Origin of the sequence: Paenibacillus sp. cl123 (assembly GCF_900101595.1) — a bacterium.
Taxonomy (GTDB): Bacteria; Bacillota; Bacilli; order Paenibacillales; family NBRC-103111; genus Paenibacillus_G.
In genome coordinates, this window is the sequence record NZ_FMYY01000025.1 from 49,940 (window position 1) to 68,959 (window position 19,020).

General features: G+C 55.0%; 17 protein-coding genes. 16 read left to right on the plus strand and 1 reads right to left on the minus strand.

Annotated elements, in window-relative coordinates:
* The 8 genes from BLR08_RS26090 to BLR08_RS26125 all read left to right on the plus strand — a co-directional run bounded on the left by BLR08_RS26090 (position 1) and on the right by BLR08_RS26125 (position 8,584).
* A complete protein-coding gene (locus BLR08_RS26090; RefSeq protein ID WP_072337131.1) occupies positions 1-1,104 on the plus strand; it encodes an NADH-quinone oxidoreductase subunit D in 1,104 nt (367 codons plus the stop codon).
* A complete protein-coding gene (gene nuoH, locus BLR08_RS26095) occupies positions 1,104-2,111 on the plus strand; it encodes an NADH-quinone oxidoreductase subunit NuoH (RefSeq protein WP_072337133.1) in 1,008 nt (335 codons plus the stop codon). The genes BLR08_RS26090 and nuoH overlap by 1 nt, the downstream gene beginning before the upstream one ends.
* 42 nt (positions 2,112-2,153) lie before the next feature.
* Positions 2,154-2,597: an NADH-quinone oxidoreductase subunit NuoI gene (gene nuoI, locus BLR08_RS26100; protein WP_072337135.1), complete on the plus strand. Its 444-nt coding sequence runs from the start codon at positions 2,154-2,156 to the stop codon at positions 2,595-2,597.
* Positions 2,597-3,124, plus strand: a complete 528-nt coding sequence (locus BLR08_RS26105; protein ID WP_072337137.1) for an NADH-quinone oxidoreductase subunit J — start codon at positions 2,597-2,599, stop codon at positions 3,122-3,124. Before nuoI ends, BLR08_RS26105 begins: the two co-directional genes overlap by 1 nt.
* A gap of 1 nt (position 3,125) precedes the next feature.
* A complete protein-coding gene (gene nuoK / locus BLR08_RS26110; protein WP_072337139.1) occupies positions 3,126-3,443 on the plus strand; it encodes an NADH-quinone oxidoreductase subunit NuoK in 318 nt (105 codons plus the stop codon).
* A 99-nt stretch (positions 3,444-3,542) separates the two neighbouring features.
* The gene (gene nuoL / locus BLR08_RS26115; RefSeq protein ID WP_072337141.1) at positions 3,543-5,435 is read left to right on the plus strand and encodes an NADH-quinone oxidoreductase subunit L; all 1,893 of its coding nucleotides are present in this window, start codon (positions 3,543-3,545) and stop codon (positions 5,433-5,435) included.
* Positions 5,428-7,053: a complex I subunit 4 family protein gene (locus BLR08_RS26120; protein ID WP_072337143.1), complete on the plus strand. Its 1,626-nt coding sequence runs from the start codon at positions 5,428-5,430 to the stop codon at positions 7,051-7,053. Before nuoL ends, BLR08_RS26120 begins: the two co-directional genes overlap by 8 nt.
* 13 nt (positions 7,054-7,066) lie before the next feature.
* On the plus strand, positions 7,067-8,584 hold the full coding sequence (locus BLR08_RS26125) for an NADH-quinone oxidoreductase subunit N (protein WP_072337145.1): 1,518 nt from the start codon (positions 7,067-7,069) through the stop codon (positions 8,582-8,584).
* A gap of 62 nt (positions 8,585-8,646) precedes the next feature.
* Here the strand turns inward: BLR08_RS26125 and BLR08_RS26130 are convergent, their stop codons facing one another.
* Positions 8,647-9,117, minus strand: a complete 471-nt coding sequence (locus BLR08_RS26130) for a hypothetical protein (RefSeq protein ID WP_072337147.1) — start codon at positions 9,115-9,117, stop codon at positions 8,647-8,649.
* Between the two features lie 363 nt (positions 9,118-9,480).
* Here BLR08_RS26130 and BLR08_RS26135 point away from each other — a divergent pair, with 363 nt between their 5' ends.
* The 8 genes from BLR08_RS26135 (at position 9,481) to BLR08_RS26170 (ending at position 18,971) form a co-directional block, all read left to right on the plus strand.
* The gene (locus BLR08_RS26135) at positions 9,481-12,006 is read left to right on the plus strand and encodes a S8 family peptidase (protein ID WP_256328368.1); all 2,526 of its coding nucleotides are present in this window, start codon (positions 9,481-9,483) and stop codon (positions 12,004-12,006) included.
* Positions 12,007-12,072: 66 nt separating this feature from the next.
* Entirely contained in the window at positions 12,073-12,411 is a 339-nt protein-coding gene (locus tag BLR08_RS26140; protein ID WP_256257781.1) for a DUF1146 family protein, read from the plus strand.
* Positions 12,412-12,538: 127 nt separating this feature from the next.
* A complete protein-coding gene (murA, locus tag BLR08_RS26145; protein ID WP_072337150.1) occupies positions 12,539-13,861 on the plus strand; it encodes a UDP-N-acetylglucosamine 1-carboxyvinyltransferase in 1,323 nt (440 codons plus the stop codon).
* A gap of 448 nt (positions 13,862-14,309) precedes the next feature.
* Positions 14,310-15,368, plus strand: a complete 1,059-nt coding sequence (spoIID, locus tag BLR08_RS26150; RefSeq protein ID WP_072337152.1) for a stage II sporulation protein D — start codon at positions 14,310-14,312, stop codon at positions 15,366-15,368.
* Positions 15,369-15,432: 64 nt separating this feature from the next.
* A complete protein-coding gene (locus BLR08_RS26155; protein WP_072337155.1) occupies positions 15,433-16,167 on the plus strand; it encodes a M23 family metallopeptidase in 735 nt (244 codons plus the stop codon).
* A gap of 210 nt (positions 16,168-16,377) precedes the next feature.
* Entirely contained in the window at positions 16,378-16,665 is a 288-nt protein-coding gene (gene spoIIID / locus BLR08_RS26160) for a sporulation transcriptional regulator SpoIIID (protein ID WP_072337158.1), read from the plus strand.
* Positions 16,666-17,057: 392 nt separating this feature from the next.
* Positions 17,058-18,056 carry a rod shape-determining protein gene (locus tag BLR08_RS26165; protein WP_072337160.1) on the plus strand — a complete coding sequence of 333 codons (999 nt, stop codon included), beginning with the start codon at positions 17,058-17,060 and terminating at the stop codon, positions 18,054-18,056.
* Between the two features lie 15 nt (positions 18,057-18,071).
* A complete protein-coding gene (locus tag BLR08_RS26170) occupies positions 18,072-18,971 on the plus strand; it encodes a flagellar hook-basal body protein (RefSeq protein ID WP_072337162.1) in 900 nt (299 codons plus the stop codon).
* Positions 18,972-19,020: the final 49 nt, after the last annotated feature.

Sequence of the window (19,020 nt, forward strand, 5' to 3'; positions counted from 1 at the left end):
TTGGCTATTAGAACGGAAGAATTGCTTTTGAACGTAGGACCCCAGCATCCGAGTACGCACGGCGTATTCCGTATTATCGTGAAGTTGGATGGGGAAGTCATCAAGGAAGCTATTCCGGTCATGGGGTATTTGCACCGGGGAACGGAGAAGCTGGCCGAGAACCTGACCTACACCCAGATCATTCCTTATACCGACCGGATGGACTATGTATCCGCGATGACCAACAATTATGTTCTCGTGCATGCGGTAGAGAAGCTGATGCAGCTGGAAATTCCCGAGCGGGCCGAATTTTTGCGGCTGATCGTCATGGAGCTTCAGCGTGTGGCCAGTCATCTCGTCTGGTGGGGCACCTATTTGCTGGATATCGGGGCGATGAGTCCTTTCTTGTATGCGTTCCGCGACCGGGAGATCATTATCGATCTGTTTACGGAGCTGTGCGGCGCCCGGCTGACTTACAATTATATGCGTGTGGGCGGCGTGAAGTGGGATGCGCCGGAGGGCTGGATTCAGAAGGTTCGCGACTTCATCCCCTATATGAGAGATAAACTGGAGGAATACGAGCGTCTGGTCAGCGGCAACGAAATTTTCCTGGCCCGGATCAAGGGAGTGGGCAAATACGATGCCGAAACCGCCATCGCCTATGGGCTGAGCGGAGCGAATCTGCGATGTACCGGAGTGAAGTGGGATTTGCGGAAGGATCAGCCGTACAGTCTTTATGACCGGTTCGACTTCGATGTGCCCGTCTCCGACGTAGGCGACTGTTATTCCCGGTATTTGCTGCGCATGGAGGAGATTCGCCAGTCGCTCCGGATCTTGGAGCAAGCCGTCGAGCAATTTCCCGGGGACGGGGAAATCATGGGCAAGGTGCCGCGCGTGCTTCGCCCGGCGGAGGGAGAGGTGTATGCCGCTATCGAATCGCCTCGCGGCGAGATCGGCTGCTACATCGTATCCAAGGGCAAAGACAAACCGTACCGCTTGAAATTCCGCAGACCTTCATTTGTCAATCTGCAGATTCTGCCGAAGCTGCTGGTCGGGGAGACGATGACCAACCTGATCACCATACTCGGAGGCATTGATATTGTCGTCGGGGAGGTCGATTGCTGATGCTCGACTTGTTACACCAGCCGCTGTCGCTGACAAACACCGCGATTTTCTTCGCCTGGGGCGTCGTCCTGCTGCTGCTCATACTCGGCTTCGTAACCTACGCGATTTACTTTGAGCGGAAGGTGCTCGGCTGGATGCAGCTGCGGATCGGACCGAACCGGACGGGGCCGCTGGGCCTGCTGCAGACCGTAGCGGACGTGCTCAAGCTGCTGATCAAGGAGGATACGATTCCGCGCAAAGCGGATCGGGGATTGTTCATCCTGGCTCCGATCATTACGTTTATCCCGGCATTTGTCGTAACCGCGGTCATTCCGTATACGAGCAGCTTGGTGAGCAGCGACCTGAACATCGGCGTTCTGTACTATGTGGCTTTGTCGGGTATCTCGACGATCGGCATCGTGCTCGGAGGCTGGGCTTCCAATAACAAGTACGCGCTGCTCGGAGGGATGCGCTCGGCCGCCCAGATGATCAGCTATGAGATTCCGCTTGTCATCTCGGTAGTCGGCGTCGTCATGATGACGGGAAGCATGAACCTGAACCGCATCGTCGAAGCGCAGGGAGGCGGGTTCTGGCACTGGAACTTCCTGCCGCAGATCATCGGCTTCGTCGTCTTCGCGATAGCGGCGGTATCGGAGCTTAATCGGACGCCCTTCGACTTGCCGGAGGCGGAGTCGGAGCTGGTGGCGGGCTACCATGTCGAATACAGCGGCTTCCGGTTTGCATTTTTCATGCTGGCCGAGTATGTGTACGTCTTCGCCATCGCCGGCCTGACGACAACCTTATTCCTGGGAGGCTGGCAGGCTCCGCTGCCATTCCTGGAGTTTATACCGGGCATCATCTGGTTCCTGCTGAAATTCGCGCTGATCGTATTTATTCTGATCTGGATTCGGGGCACACTTCCCCGCGTTCGTGTGGATCAGCTGATGGGATTGGGCTGGAGAGTGCTGCTGCCGCTTGCCTTGGTTAACATTTTTGTAACGGCGATCTACATGGCGATCGTGATGTAGGGAGCCCGGCTGCCGCATGCCTACGACGAAAGGGTGAAACCAATGAAAGGTATCGTGAAAGGTCTTGGCGTAACGCTCAAAAGCTTGACGGCCAAGAAGATCACGTATGCATATCCCGATGTGCCGCTTGCGCTGCCGGACCGGTTCCGGGGCATTCAGCACTTCGATCCGGAGAAATGCATCGTCTGCAACCAATGCGCGCGCATCTGTCCGACCGAATGCATCAATCTGGTCGGGAAGCCGAATCCGGACCCGGAGAAGAAGGGGAAGGTCATCGATACGTATGACATCAACTTCGAAATCTGCATTCTCTGTGACCTGTGTACGGAGGTATGCCCGACGGAAGCGATCGTCATGACCAGCAATTTCGAGCTGAGCACTTACAGCCGCGACGATCTGTTCAAAAATCTGGAGTGGCTGAACGACAACAACAGCAATGTTCGCAAAGAGAACAACTCGGCTATGCCGAAAGGCGGTGCCAAGTAATGCTCGCAAATATTGCGACTTTCCTGTCCAGCGGGGAAAATCTTGTGTTCTTCGCCTGCGCCCTGCTCGCCATAGGCGGGGCCATCTTCATGATCAGCTATACGCAGGTCGTCCATATGGTGCTTGCGCTGGCGCTAACCTTCATCAGTCTGGCCGGCTTGTATATCGTGCTGCAGGCTGAGTTCGTCGCCGTCGTGCAGATCCTGATTTATGCGGGAGCCATCTCCATTCTGATGATTTTCGGCATCATGATGACCAAGCACCGCGGTGGCGAGGAAGAAGAGCCGAAGCGTCCCTGGCATAACGGCCTGCTGTTTGTCGGAGCCGCCGGGCTGTTCGGCATCATCTTCTATGTCATTCAGAAGACGGAGCTGCCGACTGGAGAATTTCCGCAGGTCGAGGACAATACGCTCGAGATCGGCAAGCTGCTGTTCGGCCAATATGTCATTCCATTCGAGCTGATGTCGGTGCTGCTTACGGTCGCCTTCATCGGTGCGATTATCGTAGCGAAGCGGGAGGAGGATTAGGATGGGAGCAGGAGGCCTCGCAACCCCCTATTTGACGCTTGCGGCGATTTTATTCTGCATCGGTCTGTATGGCGCCTTATCCAAGAAAAATGCGGTTATCGTGCTGCTATCCATCGAGCTGATGCTGAATGCCGTGAACTTGAATCTGGTCGCATTCTCCAGGTTCGGCGCACATCCCGGATTGACGGGACAAATTTTCTCCCTGTTCAATATTACGGTTGCTGCGGCTGAAGTCGCGGTAGGCATCGCTATTCTGATCGCCTTCTATCGGAATAAGGGAACAACGGATGTCGGAGACATGGATTCGATGAAGCGATAGCGAAAGGCTGCGGCCGAAGGCCATCAGACAGATTCCGGATAGACCGGACTGATTGACGGTGCTGGCAGCCGGCAGCCGCGTAGAGGAGGATGTAAGCTCATGGGTTCGGCTTTCTCACAATACGCCTGGCTCATCCCGTTGTTCCCGCTGTTGTCATTTTTGCTATTAACGGCGGCGGGACGCTCGTTACGGGAAGCGGGCACTTATATCAGCATTGCGGCCGTGTTTGTTTCGTTCGTGCTGGCGGTTCTGATTTTCTTTGAACGGATTGGCGGAGGCGTAGAAGATTACACGTGGAACAATATGGAGTGGCTCAAGCTCGGGGATTTTACCCTGAAAATGGGCTTTGAAGTCACGAATCTCAATGCGTTGATGCTGGTGATCGTGACGCTCGTCAGCTTGCTGGTCAACATCTACTCCAAGGGATATATGCATGGGGATGAGCGAATTCACGTGTTTTTTGCTTACATCGCTTTGTTTACCTTCTCGATGCTCGGGCTCGTCATATCGGTGAACCTGGTGCAACTGTACATATTCTGGGAGCTGGTCGGCGTATGCTCCTTCCTGCTTGTCGGCTTCTGGTACTTCAAGCCCGAGGCGCGTGAGGCAGCCAAAAAAGCCTTTATCGTCACCCGTGTCGGCGATGTAGGGCTGTTCATCGGCATCCTGCTGTTGTTCTGGGTCATGCCGGATCATGCGCTTGATTTCACGTCGATCAGCAATGCCTTTGAAGGCGGTAAAATTTCCGGGGAAATGGCGACATGGATCGCTATCCTGATCTTCATCGGAGCGATGGGCAAGTCGGGCCAGTTCCCGCTGCATACATGGCTTCCGGATGCGATGGAAGGACCGACGCCGATCAGTGCGCTCATCCATGCGGCGACGATGGTTGCGGCCGGTGTGTATCTGGTGGCGCGCACCTTCGATATCTTTACGGCCGCCCCGGCGGCACTGACGGTTGTAGCGGTAGTCGGAGCGTTCACGGCTCTGTTCGCGGCGACGATCGGTACGGCTCAGAACGACATTAAGCGCATCCTGGCCTATTCCACGGTCAGCCAGCTGGGCTACATGATGATGGCGCTCGGGATCGGGACGACAGCTGCGTATACCGCGGGCATTTTCCATCTGTTCACGCATGCTTTCTTCAAAGCTCTGCTCTTCCTGGGGGCCGGCAGTGTGATTCATGCGGTGCATACGCAGAACATTCATGAGATGGGCGGCGTAGGCAGCAAGATGAAGATCACGGCCTGGACGTTTGCCATCGGCGCGCTGGCGCTCAGCGGCATCGTGCCGCTGTCGGGCTTCTGGTCCAAGGATGCGATTTTGACGGAGGCATATAATACCGGGCATTACGGTCTGATGATCGTTGGATTGATCGCAGCCTTCTTCACGGCTTTCTATATGTCGCGGCTTTACTTCCTGGTGTTCTTCGGCAAGCCGCGCGGCGAGCATGCGGGACATATGCATGAATCGCCAAGCTCTATGACGATGCCGCTTGTCGTCCTGGCAGTGTTGGCCGTCGTGGCGGGCTTCGTCTTTACACCGTTTGCCCCGTGGCTCGGTACATGGCTGACCGGGCATGCAGAAGCTGAGCATGCGTCTGTCCTCGTCATGGTGCTCTCCACGCTCGTAGGCTTGCTCGGAATCGGGGCCGGTTATCTGGTCTACGTGAAGCGGACGATTTCGGCGGAAGGGTTCGTAGCTGCGGCGCCTTGGCTCTACAAGCTGCTGAATCGCAAATACTTTATCGATGAGCTGTATCAGGTCGTATGGGTACGCTCGCTGCAGTCGCTCGGACAGCTGCTTCATCTGTTCGACGTCTATGTGGTGGACGGCGCGGTGCGGCTGACGTCCTATGCCGTCACCGGAGTCGGACGCCTTGGTTCCCGCTTGCAGAATGGACAGGTGCAGACGTACGGACTGGCTACGCTGATCGGTCTGCTCATTCTGATGCTGGCTATCGCGGGAAGGAGGTTTATCAACCTTGGATAAGTTTCCGATTCTATCGCTCATCACCTTCTCGCCTCTGCTTGGCGTATTGGTATTGATGTTTTTGCCCAAGTCCCAGGGACAATGGATCAAGACGACAGCGATCGTCGCCACCCTGATTCCGCTGGGCTTGTCCGTGTGGCTGTATGCCCAGTTCAACTCGAACGTAGCGGGGATGCAGTTCAAGGAGTCGATCCCCTGGATCACCATCCCGCTCGACCGGGAAACGCAGGGCCTGGACCAGATGACCGCATTTTTCATGGAGTTCAAGTATTCGCTGGCGGTAGACGGCCTGTCGCTGCCGCTGGTCTTCCTGACAGCGCTCGTAGCTACGATGGCAGCGCTCGCTTCTGTCTATATCAAGAAGCGGTGGAAGGCGTACTTTATCTGGTTTCTGCTGCTTGAGGTCGGCATGTTCGGCGTGTTTATGGCCCAGGATCTGTTCTTGTTCTTCGTCTTCTTCGAAGTGACGCTCGTGCCGATGTTTTTCCTCATCGGAATCTGGGGCTATATGGACCGCGAGCGTGCGGCTAATAAGTTCCTGATCTACAACGGTTTGGGGTCGGCTATCATGCTGATCGCGTTCCTCATCCTGGTCAGCACGGCAGGCTTCACGCAGACCGTGACCGGCAACGAGGTAACGATCCACTATACCGGAGATTTGAACATCATTACGGAAAACCTGTTTCAGAGCATGGATTCCTATGTGAACCAAAGCGATCTGGACGGCAATGTATTTTTCTTGAGCGCGACGATGAAATGGGTGCTCTTCCTCATGCTGCTCGTAGCATTCGGAATCAAGCTGCCGCTGTTCCCGTTCCATACGTGGATGCTGAAGGTTCATACGGAGGCGCCGCCTTCCGTGGTTATGATTCACTCGGGCATTTTGCTGAAAATGGGCGCCTACGGTCTGATCCGCTTCGGCATTCTGCTGTTTCCCCAGCAGGCGACTGCGTGGGCTACGGTGCTGGCCGTGCTCGGAGTGATCAATATTTTGTACGGAGCTATTCTGGCATTTGTCCAAAAGGAATTTAAGCTGGTTCTGGCTTACTCCAGTATTAGCCACATGGGCATCGTGCTTCTGGGGATTGCCGCTTTCAACACGATCGGGATTCAAGGAGCCGTGTTCCAGCTTGTGTCGCACGGTCTGATCTCCGCGCTGCTGTTCCTGATCGTAGGCAGCATCTATGAGCGGACGCATACGACCCGGCTCGATGAGCTGGGGGGCTTGGCCAAATCGATACCTTTCATATCCGGCATCCTGCTCCTGGCGGGCATGGCGTCGCTGGGCTTGCCGGGCTTGTCCGGCTTCGTGAGCGAGTTTCTGGCATTCGTAGGCTTGTTTGAATCGCATAAGATTGTGACCGCCGTCGGGGCGCTCGGGATTATCCTCGCAGCCGTCTACGTGCTGCGCGGGGTACTCGGCATCACCTACGGCCCATCGCGGCCAGAGCTGCCTCCGATGCGCGACGCGCGGCTGATCGAGGCTGTGCCTATGATTACGCTGGCAGCCTTCATTATCGTGCTGGGCGTGTATCCGAGCATCCTGAATGAGCCGATGCATCAGACCGTCAGCGGGTTCGACCAATTTATTCGCAGCGTAACGAAGATGGGAGGTTAAGCCGGTGGCACCAATGGAACCAATACGTCTGCAATTCCACGATCTTGGACTGCTGGCACCGGAGCTCACACTGGTTGCTGCTGCCGTCATTCTGTCGCTGCTGGATCTGCTGCTGCCCCGCCAGAGCAACCGTACGTGGCTCGGCTGGTTGTCTCTGATCAGTATCGCTTTGTCGGCTGTGTTTATCGTGATGTATCAGTTGAATCCGGTGGAGCCAAGGCAGTTGCTGGCCTTCAGCTACCGGATTGACGATTTTGCCAGCGTGCTGAAGCTGATTCTTTTGGCAGGTGCGGGACTTATCACATTCATGAGCATTGGATCGATAAATGAACGCGAAATTCCGCACGTCGGCGAATATTATTATCTACTGCTCCCGGCTACGCTGGGCGGCATGATTATGGCGTCATCCGGCGATCTGATTACGCTGTTCGTCGGTCTGGAGCTGCTGAGCATTACCTCCTACATCCTGGTGGCGATGCGCAAGAAGCATCTGCAGTCGAATGAAGGGGCATTCAAATATCTCGTGCTCGGCGGTGTATCATCAGGCTTGATCCTGTACGGGATGTCCTTCCTGTACGGAATGACCGGCACAACCATCATCCCGCAGCTGTCGGCGATGCTGGAGCAGGGCGGGGAAGGGCTGCAGCCGATGATGTACCTCAGCTTCTTCCTGATTCTGGCCGGCTTCGGATTCAAGGTAGCGGCTTCTCCCTTCCATACGTGGGCGCCGGACGTGTATCAGGGTGCGCCTACGCCGGTAACGGCTTTTCTCGCCGTCGTATCGAAGGCGGCCGCTTTCGCTATCCTGTTCCGTGTCATGTACACGGTATTCGCTTCGCCGGGCATGATGGGGATGCCGATTCACAATGATTTCCTGCTGGCGCTGATGGTTGTAGCGGCTGCGGCCATGATCGTGGGCAACTTCACAGCGCTGCGCCAGACGAACCTTAAGCGGCTGCTGGCTTACTCGGGGATTGCCAATACCGGTTATCTGCTTATTCCGATTGCCGTACAGTTTACGATCGTTCACTTCTCGAACTTTGCCGAGTTTACTTTCTATCTGATCGCCTATCTGTTTATGAATGTGGGCATGTTCGCGATGCTGATGATCGTCGAGCGGTCGGGGGGCAGCGAGGAGCTGAAGTCCTTTGCCGGCCTGTATTACAGGGCCCCCGGTCTTGCGATAGCGACGGTGCTGCTCGTCTTGTCCTTGGCCGGCTTGCCGTTATCCGGCGGCTTCTTCGGCAAGCTGTACATTCTGCTCGGCACGATGCAAACCCAACACTACTGGCTGGGCGCGATCATGATCGTAACGAGCGTCGTGTCCTTCTACTACTACTTCGGACTGATCCGCCAGATGTTCATGCGCAGCGACGACGAAGCGGGCCCGCTTCGCCCGACGCTGCCGCTCAGCATCACCGTGTGGCTGTGCGCGGGGATCGGCGTCCTGCTCGGTCTTTACCCGCAGGGCGTGCTCGCCTACCTGGAGCGGATCTTCTCGATTAGTCAGGATTTATTTATGTTCAGTTAGGCATGCCAATAGCCCGCTGCTCGGCCTCTGGAGGCTGGCAGCGGGTTTTTTAGAATTTATCATTATATTCCTCCATTTACATCGGCGGGACCGGGCTCATTTTCTCCGGTACAATGCTGGAGAGTAAAAAACGTTTTAACCAGGGGCCGGACGGACATGCGATGGGTGGTGTCCATCCGTTTGCATGTATATATAAACAACCGCTGATCTTCAATGGCGCCCAGCTTATCTACGCTTCGGTCAAGGATATATAGTATGTCCTGCGTACCGGTAGTTCGGAGCGTAACTGGCATCGGTTCTGTTTCAATGCCTTGTTTCAACGAAGTAAACTCGGCTTTCTCGTGATGTTTATAGGCGCGGAGCAGACATCTCCTCCCTGCCTCACTGTATTCATCCCAATTCTCCCGTCCACATTGTCGATACTCTCCCTCCATCTTTTCCGGTTGCTTATATGGAAACCCGGGAGCCGCCGCAACCCAAAAAAGCAATAAGGTGATTAAAATGAGAGATAAACGCTTAATCATCGCTCCCAAGCAGATTCCTCCTCTTTGATTTGACTATAGGTCAACTTTCTTCAAGAGTATGGGGGCGCTATATTCCGATATACGGAAGGCTGCTGCTTCAAGATCGACTCCTCTCTATAAAAAAAATGGGTCCGAATTCAGCGCTTCGTGAAGCCTTAAACGGAGAGCAGTTGGCTTTATTTCTAATCATAAACTAAACCTTATGTAGAAAAAAGAAATGACAAATTGCGTTTTTTCTCAATGACCTAACGCGTTAGAAATTTATTGAATTAGTAAGCGTTTTCGAGAAAAGATTCCAGTTGCAGCCACATGGTATAAAGCTTAGAATGGAGTAATGGAGTTAGGCAGGAGAATTCAGGATAAAGGATTTTGATGGCGATGCATACACGTACGCTCAAACAAAACATAATCACATCGTTCACAGGTCTGGCGCTTCTCCTGATAGGCTGCGGGACGGTGTACGCCGCTGATGCGGATGATCCGTTCTACACTAAGCAAATAAACCTACAACATATTCATATGAGCGAGGCCTGGGATATTTCTCAAGGCAATACCGGCATGATTATCGCAATCGTCGATACGGGCGTTCAGCTGTCTCATCCTGACCTGAAGCGGAATCTCGTAAACGGCGCGAATCTGCTGAATCCGTCGCTTCCCCCGGAAGATGACAATGGCCATGGCACGAATGTAGCGGGTATCATCGGGGCTGTAGGCAATAATGACCGAGGCGTCGCGGGCATGCTGTGGAATGCGAAAATGATGCCGATCAAAGCGCTGAAGGCGGACGGCTCCGGTGACGAACAGATGCTGGGCGAAGCGATTCGCTATGCGGTCGACCATGGGGCGCGTATTGTCGTGCTGTCGCTCGGGCTGAATAAATATTCCGCATACCTCAGCGACATCGTCAGGTATGCGGAGGAACGGGATGTTCTGCTCGTAGCGGCAACAGGCAACGAAGGCAATCGGGTCAAGTATCCGGCTGCTTATCCGACCGTGCTTGCGGTCGGCGGGGCCGGAGAGAACGGCAAGGCGGATAGCAGATCCAACACGGGCCTGGAGATCGACGTGGTCGCTCCGTGGAACGTATTTACGACAGCGATGGGCGGCTCTTACGAGGGCAAGGACGGCACCTCCATGGCGGCTCCGCAGGTAGCGGCGGCGGCGGCGCTTGCCTGGGGGCAGCGTCCGGATCTGAAGGCTTATCAGATCCGTCAGTGGATTCGGCAGACGGCCGACGATCTGGGCCCGAAGGGCTGGGACCCGTCCACAGGATATGGCATGCTGCGCGTCGACAGATTGCTGAAGGAGCCGTATATAGAGGACGGGTATGAGCCGAATCAGCGGAAAGATCAGGCTAAGCTCATCTCTCCGAGCAAAAAAATAAGCGCCGCCTTTGAGGGCGGGACCGATGCGGATTGGTTTATGCTGGATGCGCCTTACGACGGAACGATCAATCTATCGTTCGATATCGAAGCAGGGCAATCGGTGACCGTCCAGCATACGGATGCGTCAGGCGCGTTATCCAGCAAAACGGTGGAGAATGGCCAGACCGTTCCCTTTAAGGTCACGAAAGGCCGCAGCTATGTCCAGCTGCAGCTCAAAGACCGCAATCATACGGCAACCGTGCCTTACCAGCTCTCCGTGCTGTTCGATATATACCGCGATCCCTTCGAGGATAACGATAAGCAGTACAAAGCGTATGTGCTGCCGGGGCGGAGCCAGACGATCAAAGGCACCTTCCATCAGTATCATGATGCCGATTGGTTTGAGTTCCCCGTGGAACAATCCGGCTCGCTCAAGCTCACTTTGACGGTCGACACGGCAAGGATGGACCCCGTGCTTCTGGTGCAGCGGCAAGGGGAGAAGTCGATTGTGATTGATAAAGGCGAAGACGGGGAAGCGGAAACCTATGAGCTGCCGGAAGTATTTCCGGGAAGCTACTATTTCCGGGTCGCCAATGTCAAGGAATATGAAAATCCGATAGTCGGGGAGTACACGCTTCGTATAGATTACGATGCGAAGCTGATCGACCCCAATGAACCGAATGACCGATCGTATCAGGCGACCTTTATGTCGCTGAATACTCCCTACAACGGCTTGCTTGACCGAGTAGGAGATGTGGATTGGTTCCAATTCAAAACGGAAGAGGAAAGCTACGTACAGATCGGCGTATCGGATATTCCATCCCCGGTCCGTCTCTACATGTCGCTCTATGACGGCATGCTAAGGCCGATGGGGAGCTCTATGAACGAAGCTTCGGAGACCAGCCAGACGTTGTCCGGCAGGTTCGCCCCGGGCACCTATTACATGAAGCTGTCGGCCAACCGGACTTTCGACAATCGCATGTATCAGGTGTTTGTTGACGCAAAGCCTCTGACGGGAGGATACACGGATATCCGGCATCACTGGGCGGTACAGTCGATCCTGGCGTTAACGGGGAAAAAGATTATCGAGGGATACGACAACTATACGTTCCAGCCCGACCGTCCGATTACCCGGGCGGAGGCCGCGGCCGTTCTCTCCCGCGCCTTCGAGCTGGATAAGCAGCGCAGCTTGGCGTTCACCGATCTGCCTGCTTCGCACTGGGCCTATGCTTATATTGCCAAAGCGGCTCAAGCCGGTATTATCGATGGTTATCCTGACCGGAGCTTCGCTCCGGACCAGCCGGTTACCCGGATGGAGATGACGGCGATGTTGGCGAGAAGCATGAATAAGACCGGCAAGCTAAGGGGACAGCTTCCTTTTACCGATATAGATGAAAGCTACTGGGGAGCCGGACTGCTCAAGCAGATGAAGGCGGAAGGCTTGATCGGCGGCTATGAAGACGGCTCATTTCGTCCGGATCAACAGGCTACAAGAGCCGAGTTTGTCAGACTGCTGGCGGAGGCTCTTTCGTAAACAAAGGGCGGCTTGCGGAAATTTTAGTTCCTAAGACCGATTAACCGTAGGGACCGCAGGGTAAAGATGCATAACAAGACAGCGGTTCCCGGTTGGCTGCATACCCAGTCGGCGCGCACGATTGGAGTACAGAAGGGAAGCGGGTTTTCGTTTATGGAGTATATGGATCAAGTGAATGCTTCGCTTGGCATGAAAGGCGTTCTGAACATTGTACTGGTCCTTGTGTTCATAGGATTCTCCTGGTGGGCGGTGCAGGAGCTGAAGTGGGAAAGCTTGTTCAAGCGCCCCAAGAGCCCGCAGGCTAAGCTGCTGCAAATCCTCATCTCGGTTGCGCTTGGTTACCAGATCGCCCGGTTTGTCATCGACTACCTAGCCTGGTCGACATGGTTCTCCGGAATCTTCTAAAATGAGCGCTTGTCCGAATAACTGAGGGGGATCTTGTCAACAATGGATAGTACAACCGTATGAAAATAAGCGCGCTCCACGAATGCTATGTAAATACACGTATACTGATACGCGGAGGGGGATCCAGATGAGCAAAATTATCGTCCGCGGCGGCAAAAAGTTATCCGGCAGGGTTCGTATTCACGGAGCGAAAAATGCCGTGCTGCCCATTATCGCAGCCTCTCTTCTAGGAATGGAGGGGGAGAGCGTCATTCATGACGCGCCGCCTCTGGATGACGTCATGGTCATTAATAAGGTGCTTGAAAGCTTGGGCGTCGAAGTGGAATATAAGCATGAATCGATCCGGGTCAATGCGACGCGTATCGCAACTTGCGAGGCTTCCTATGAGCTGGTCCGCAAGATGCGTGCTTCCTTCCTTGTGATGGGGCCGCTGCTTGCCCGAATGGGCCAGGCTCGCATATCGTTGCCGGGCGGCTGCGCCATCGGTACGAGACCGATCGACCAGCATCTGAAAGGCTTTGAGGCCATGGGGGCCGAAATCGAACTCGGACAGGGCTATATCGAAGCTCGGGTTCAAGGGCGCTTGAAGGGCGCCAAGATTTATCTGGATGTGGCGAGTGTCGGAGCTACGGAAAATATTATGATGGCTGCGACACTGGCGGAAGGCACGACATTGATCGAGAATGCGGCCAAGGAGCCGGAGATCGTCGATCTGGCCAATTATTTGAATGCTATGGGCGCACGAATCCGCGGCGCCGGCACGGGGACGATCCGCATCGACGGAGTCGAACGGCTGGGCGGAGCGGTACATACGGTCATTCCAGACCGGATCGAAGCAGGTACATACATGATGGCAGCGGCAATCACGAACAGCGACCTGTATATCGAAGGAGCCATCGGCGATCATCTGCGGCCTGTTATCTCCAAGATGCAGGAGATGGGCGTACAGATCGACGAGGATGAAAACGGAATCCGCGTATTTGCGAGCCGTCCGCTGCGTTCGGTCGATGTGAAAACTTTGCCTTATCCCGGTTTTCCTACCGATATGCAATCTCAGATGATGGCGCTTCTGCTCACGGCTGACGGCACCAGCATCATAACCGAGACGGTGTTCGAGAATCGGTTCATGCACGTGGAGCAGATGGTCAATATGAACGCCCAGATTAAAGTCGAGGGACGCACTGCCGTTATCAGCGGCGGCAGCAGGTTGCAGGGCGCCAAGGTATGTGCAACCGATCTGCGCGCCGGGGCGGCTTTGATACTGGCGGCGCTCGTGGCGGAAGGGGATACCGAGATTACGGGCATCCATCATATCGACCGCGGGTATGTCGAAATCACAGAAAAGCTGGCTCGGCTCGGAGCGGATATTCGCCGCTTGTCCGTAGAGCCGGAGGTAGAGCTGGAACCGGAAACTATGCCATTGTTCGCCGTACAGCCTACGCTGGCTTAATAACGAAATAAAGCAAGCTCATCTGGAAGCCTTCACGCTGGCAGCCGCTCCCTTCATTGGGGCGGCTGTTTAACGTTGCGAGGGCGCTTCGGTCCGGTTGAAGAGCTGCATGGCTTCTCAGGCTCTGCAAGCTCCTACAGCTCTCCAAGCCTCCAAGCCCCCAAGCCCCATGCTCCCCATCTACGCTCCCCCAGCTCCACGCTCCTACAAGCTCCACCTGCTCCTCAATCCTCGTCCGCTCTCTGCGAGTCTATCCATCTCCTAGCCGAGCCGCTCTTCCTGGCAGCAATCCGGTTGCGCCGGAACCTCTTTCTGCCGGGTTCTATTCTATCTTTTTCCCTCATAAGCTAATGTTACCCATGCAGCGCCGGTAGATAGCCGGTAGATAGTAGGAAGCAAGCTGCAGAGGAAAAGTCAGATAGAATGGAAGAGGAGTGGGAAGAGAAGCATGATGAAGTACAAGCTTTCCCGTACGCAGACCGCGTGGATTCGTTGGCTTTCTCTGTGGCTCCTCGGCTTTCTGGCTGTCGTCCTTCTGGTGCCGTGGCTTTTGGTAAGCTCGCCGACCGGAGAGTCTGAGCAGGGAAAGAAGATCGGAGCCGCAGAGAGCGGGGCCCATCCATCTAACGAAGCGGTGATGGTCCAGGTCCATCTCAGCGGCAGTCAAGCGACGGAAGCGATCGAGCTGGAGTCCTACGTGCTGGGAGTCGTCGCTGCGGAGATGCCGATTGAATTCGAACCGGAGGCATTGAAGGCACAAGCATTGGCAGCTCGAACGTATATTGTGCGCCGGCTATTGAATGGCGAGACGGCGAACATGGCCGGCACAGCCGCAGTCGTGACAGACACTACCCAGCATCAGGCTTACTTAACCGATGAAGAGCTGAAGCGTCGTTGGGGCCCGGAGAAATATGAAAGTAACCGGAGCAAGCTTAGGCAGGCGGTAGAAGCAACCAGAGGCGTCGTCATCACATACGGAGGACAGCCGATTGAGGCTAGTTATTTCTCGACAAGCAACGGTTATACGGAAAATTCGGAAGATTACTGGAATATGAAGCTTCCCTACTTGCGCAGCGTACCGAGTCCATGGGATGAGAGACTGTCGCCCAAATACAAGGACAGTGTCACGATCACGGCCAAGGAGCTGCAGCAGAAGCTGGGGCTTCCGTCCGCTGTTCCTGCGGCAACGGGCGGCAAGAGCGGATTAAGCGTGCTTGAGCGAAGCGAAGGCCAGCGGATCAAGCGGCTGACGGCGGGTGGGCGAACCTTCACCGGTCGCGAGTTTCGGGAAAAGCTCGGTCTTGCCTCCAGTCAATTTCAGTGGAGCTACCAGAGCGGGAAGTGGACTTTTACGACAACGGGTTACGGTCATGGAGTCGGCATGAGTCAATGGGGCGCTAACGGAATGGCGAAGGAAGGAAGGACGGCAAAGGAAATCATTCAATACTATTATACCGGCGTGCAGCTCGAGCAAGCGGCTAATCTATGGAAAGGAAAAAGTTTCTAGACGTACGGAGGAGCCGCGTATAAATCTCGCAAATCCGGCAAGACTGGTTAGCGAGGTGATATAAATGAGTGAACAAAAGAAAGATTTCCAAGTCCAAGAAGAAGCTCCTAAATCAAACGAGGGAGCGCAAAACGGCAATACCTCATCCTGGAAGAGATTGCTCGGTAAGAAGTGGGTTTTCCCGGCGACGTACATGGCAGCAGCGGCAATCATCTTAACGTTAATGTGGGTGTACCAGGGAGCGGGAACGTTCGATGCGAACAAAACCGCGATCACGGACTCCACGAAGACGGGAACGGTATCGGACAGTGTAACGGGACCGGATGCCGTCGCCACCAGCGCCAAGCAGGAGACGATGCAGTGGCCAGTCGCCAACCGCGCCGAGCATGAAGTGATTTTGCAGTTCTTCGACAACAAAGCATCTAACGAAGTGCGTCAAGCCGCTATGGTCGAGTATGGCGATACGTTCACTCCGCATATCGGGATGGACTTTGCCAACGCCGACAACCAAACCTTCGACGTACTGGCTGTAGCCAGCGGCAAGGTGACAGCCGTGCAGAAGGACCCTATCGTAGGCAATCTGGTAGAAATCACGCACAGCAGCGGGCTCGTATCGATCTATCAGAGCTTGGCCGACGTCAAGGTCGTCAAGGACGCCGAAGTCAAGAAGGGCGATGTGCTGGCCAAAGCCGGCCGCAACGAGCTGGAGAAGGATCAGGGCGTTCACCTGCACTTCGAGCTCCGGCAAGGCCAGGGCGGACCGGCGCTCAATCCCGAGCAATACATCTCGGAGCCATAATCAGTAAGCAGAGAAGCAGCAAGCAGGGGGGCAAGAGCTCCTCTGCTTTTTCTTCGGATTAGGGCATTTTCGTGGATTTCCGGGCTGTTCCCGGCTTGTCCTTTGAAAATAATTGTACATTCCAAGCTTGTCACAGTCAGGAAACAAAGAATATAAGCGTGCGCCCCTCATATACTGTACCAAACTAACTCGAGTAGGGAGGCGAGGGGAGTGCACGATTACATCAAGGAACGAACCATCAAGATCGGCCGCTGCCTGGTGGAAACCAAGCACACGGTCCGCACCATAGCCAAGGAATTCGGAGTCTCCAAGAGCACGGTGCACAAGGATCTCACGGAGCGTCTGCCGGAAATTAATCCGGAGCTTGCCAATCAGGTCAAGCATATTCTGGAATACCACAAGTCCATCCGTCACCTGCGCGGGGGGGAAGCGACCAAGATCAAGTATCGGAAAACGCGTAATCCCAAAAACCAGGAAAAGCTTGTCACGGTGAAGTAGCAATTCGGCGGCTAGTACGGCTTATATTTGGGCCGCCCTTCCTTGGAACATATCCGAAAATCAGTAACGAGCGGAGGAATATATGGCATTCCGAAAGGCTCCAGCGCTTGCCTGTAAGCCTAATTGCAGCAAGCGGCTTAAATAAGCATACGCTTTGAAGCCGGATTCCTGGTGTTTCTACACATGGCGATTCGGATATCCGGTTTCAATGGCGGTTGGAGGATCGGACGGACTCTGAAGCAGACGGGGCACAAGCGAGATTTGTCGAAAAATCAGTCGTAAAAAAGAGGAATTTCCAAGAGAATGGCGAATTTACTTACATATCGTATAACAGTCGCAATTCCGCTTCTTCATGGAAGGTTGGACGGTTGGTTAGGGAGGATTAATTGAGGATGTTAAGCAAGGATATCGGAATAGATCTGGGGACTGCAAACGTCCTGATTCATGTCAAAGGTCGGGGCGTAGTCCTGGATGAGCCGTCGGTTGTCGCCATCGAGAGCGATACGAAACGGGTGCTGGCGGTGGGCGAGGAGGCCCGTCGCATGGTTGGACGGACACCGGGCAATATCGTGGCCATCCGTCCGCTCAAGGATGGAGTCATTGCCGATTTCGAGATTACGGAAATGATGCTGAAGTACTTCATTAATAAAGTGGGCGGGAAAAACTGGTACAGCCATCCCCGCATCCTTATCTGCGCTCCGACGAACATCACGTCCGTCGAGCAGAAAGCGATCCGGGAAGCAGCCGAGCGCAGCGGTGCGCGGGAAGTGTTTCTGGAGGAGGAGCCCAAGGCTGCTGCGATCGGAGCCGGGATGGATATTTTCGAGCCCAGCGGCAATATGGTCGTGGATATCGGCGGCGGTACGACAGATGTGGCGGTATTGTCGATGGGCGATATCGTCACGTCTTCCTCCGTCAAAAATGCGGGGGACAAGTTCGACCTGTCCATCATGAAGTATATCAAAAGCAAGTACAAGCTGCTGATCGGCGAGCGGACGAGCGAGGATATCAAGATCAAGATCGGAACCGTGCATCCGGACCAGAAACGCGAGACGATGGATATTCGCGGACGCGATATGGTAAGCGGTCTTCCGCTGACATTGACGATCAACTCCCACGAGATCAAGGAAGCGCTGTGGGAGCCGATCTCTACGATTGTGACGGCAGCCAAAACGGTGCTGGAGAGAACGCCGCCCGAATTGTCGGCCGATATTATCGACCGGGGCGTCATCCTGACCGGTGGAGGGGCCATGCTGCATGGGCTTGATCAGCTGCTGGCGGACGAGCTGAAGGTCCCGGTGCTGATCGCGGAGGACCCGATGCATTGCGTGGTCAAAGGAACGGGCATTATGCTGGACAACCTGGATAAAGTTTCGAAACGCAAATTTTAGGGAGGCACGCCATTCATGCTAAGAGGCTTGTATACCGCCGCTTCCGGAATGATCGCTCAGCAGCGCAAGCATGATATCGTAACGAACAATATATCGAACATCAACACGCCGGGCTTCAAGGGCGGCAACGGCATCAGCCGGTCATTTCCGGAGATGCTGATTTCGCGCGTGCGGGGCGGTCAGGATGAGCCGGGCTCCGCTTCGATCGGACGCCTTCACACGGGAGTGATGGCGGAGGAGAACGTTTCGCTGCATGCGCAGGGCGATATTCAGGAAACGAACAATCCCTTCGACTTCGCGCTGGTATCCAACATTCAGGTGCCGGGCGCTCAGTTCGACAGCTCGGGCAAGTATGTGGATGAGAACGGACAGCGAATCGTTCAGCCGCAAGCCTTCTTCACCGTGGCGGGCAACGGGGGGGAAGAGCGGTATTCCCTGAACGGCAAGTTTTCTCTGGACGCGACCGGACAACTGATCGATTCGGATGGCCGCCAAGTGCTTGGCCGTGATGGACAACCTATCGTGCTGGTGGAGCCGGGAACCCGGACGCCGATAACCAACTTCCGGATCACGCGGTCCGGCGTCTTTACGAATGTGGATGGACAACCTATCCTGGGCTTGGATAATCAGCCGATGGCGATGAGAATTACCCGCATCGAAGACCCTAATGCGCTGGTGCGCGAAGGCAACGGTCTGTATCGGCTCGCCGATCCCGATCAGGGCGGCTTTCGTCTGATCGACGAGCAGGATCAGGTTGAGGTGCGTCAGGGTTATATGGAACGCTCGAATGTCGACGCCGGCCAATCGATGGTTGACCTGATGTCCGCCTTGCGCGCGTATGAGGCCAACCAGAAGATGGTGCAATATTACGACAAGAGCATGGAGAAGGCTGTTAATGAGATCGGCCGTGTGTAAGCAGGCTTGGCCTGTGATTTCCTTCCCCAGGCTTTAATCAGGAGGAATG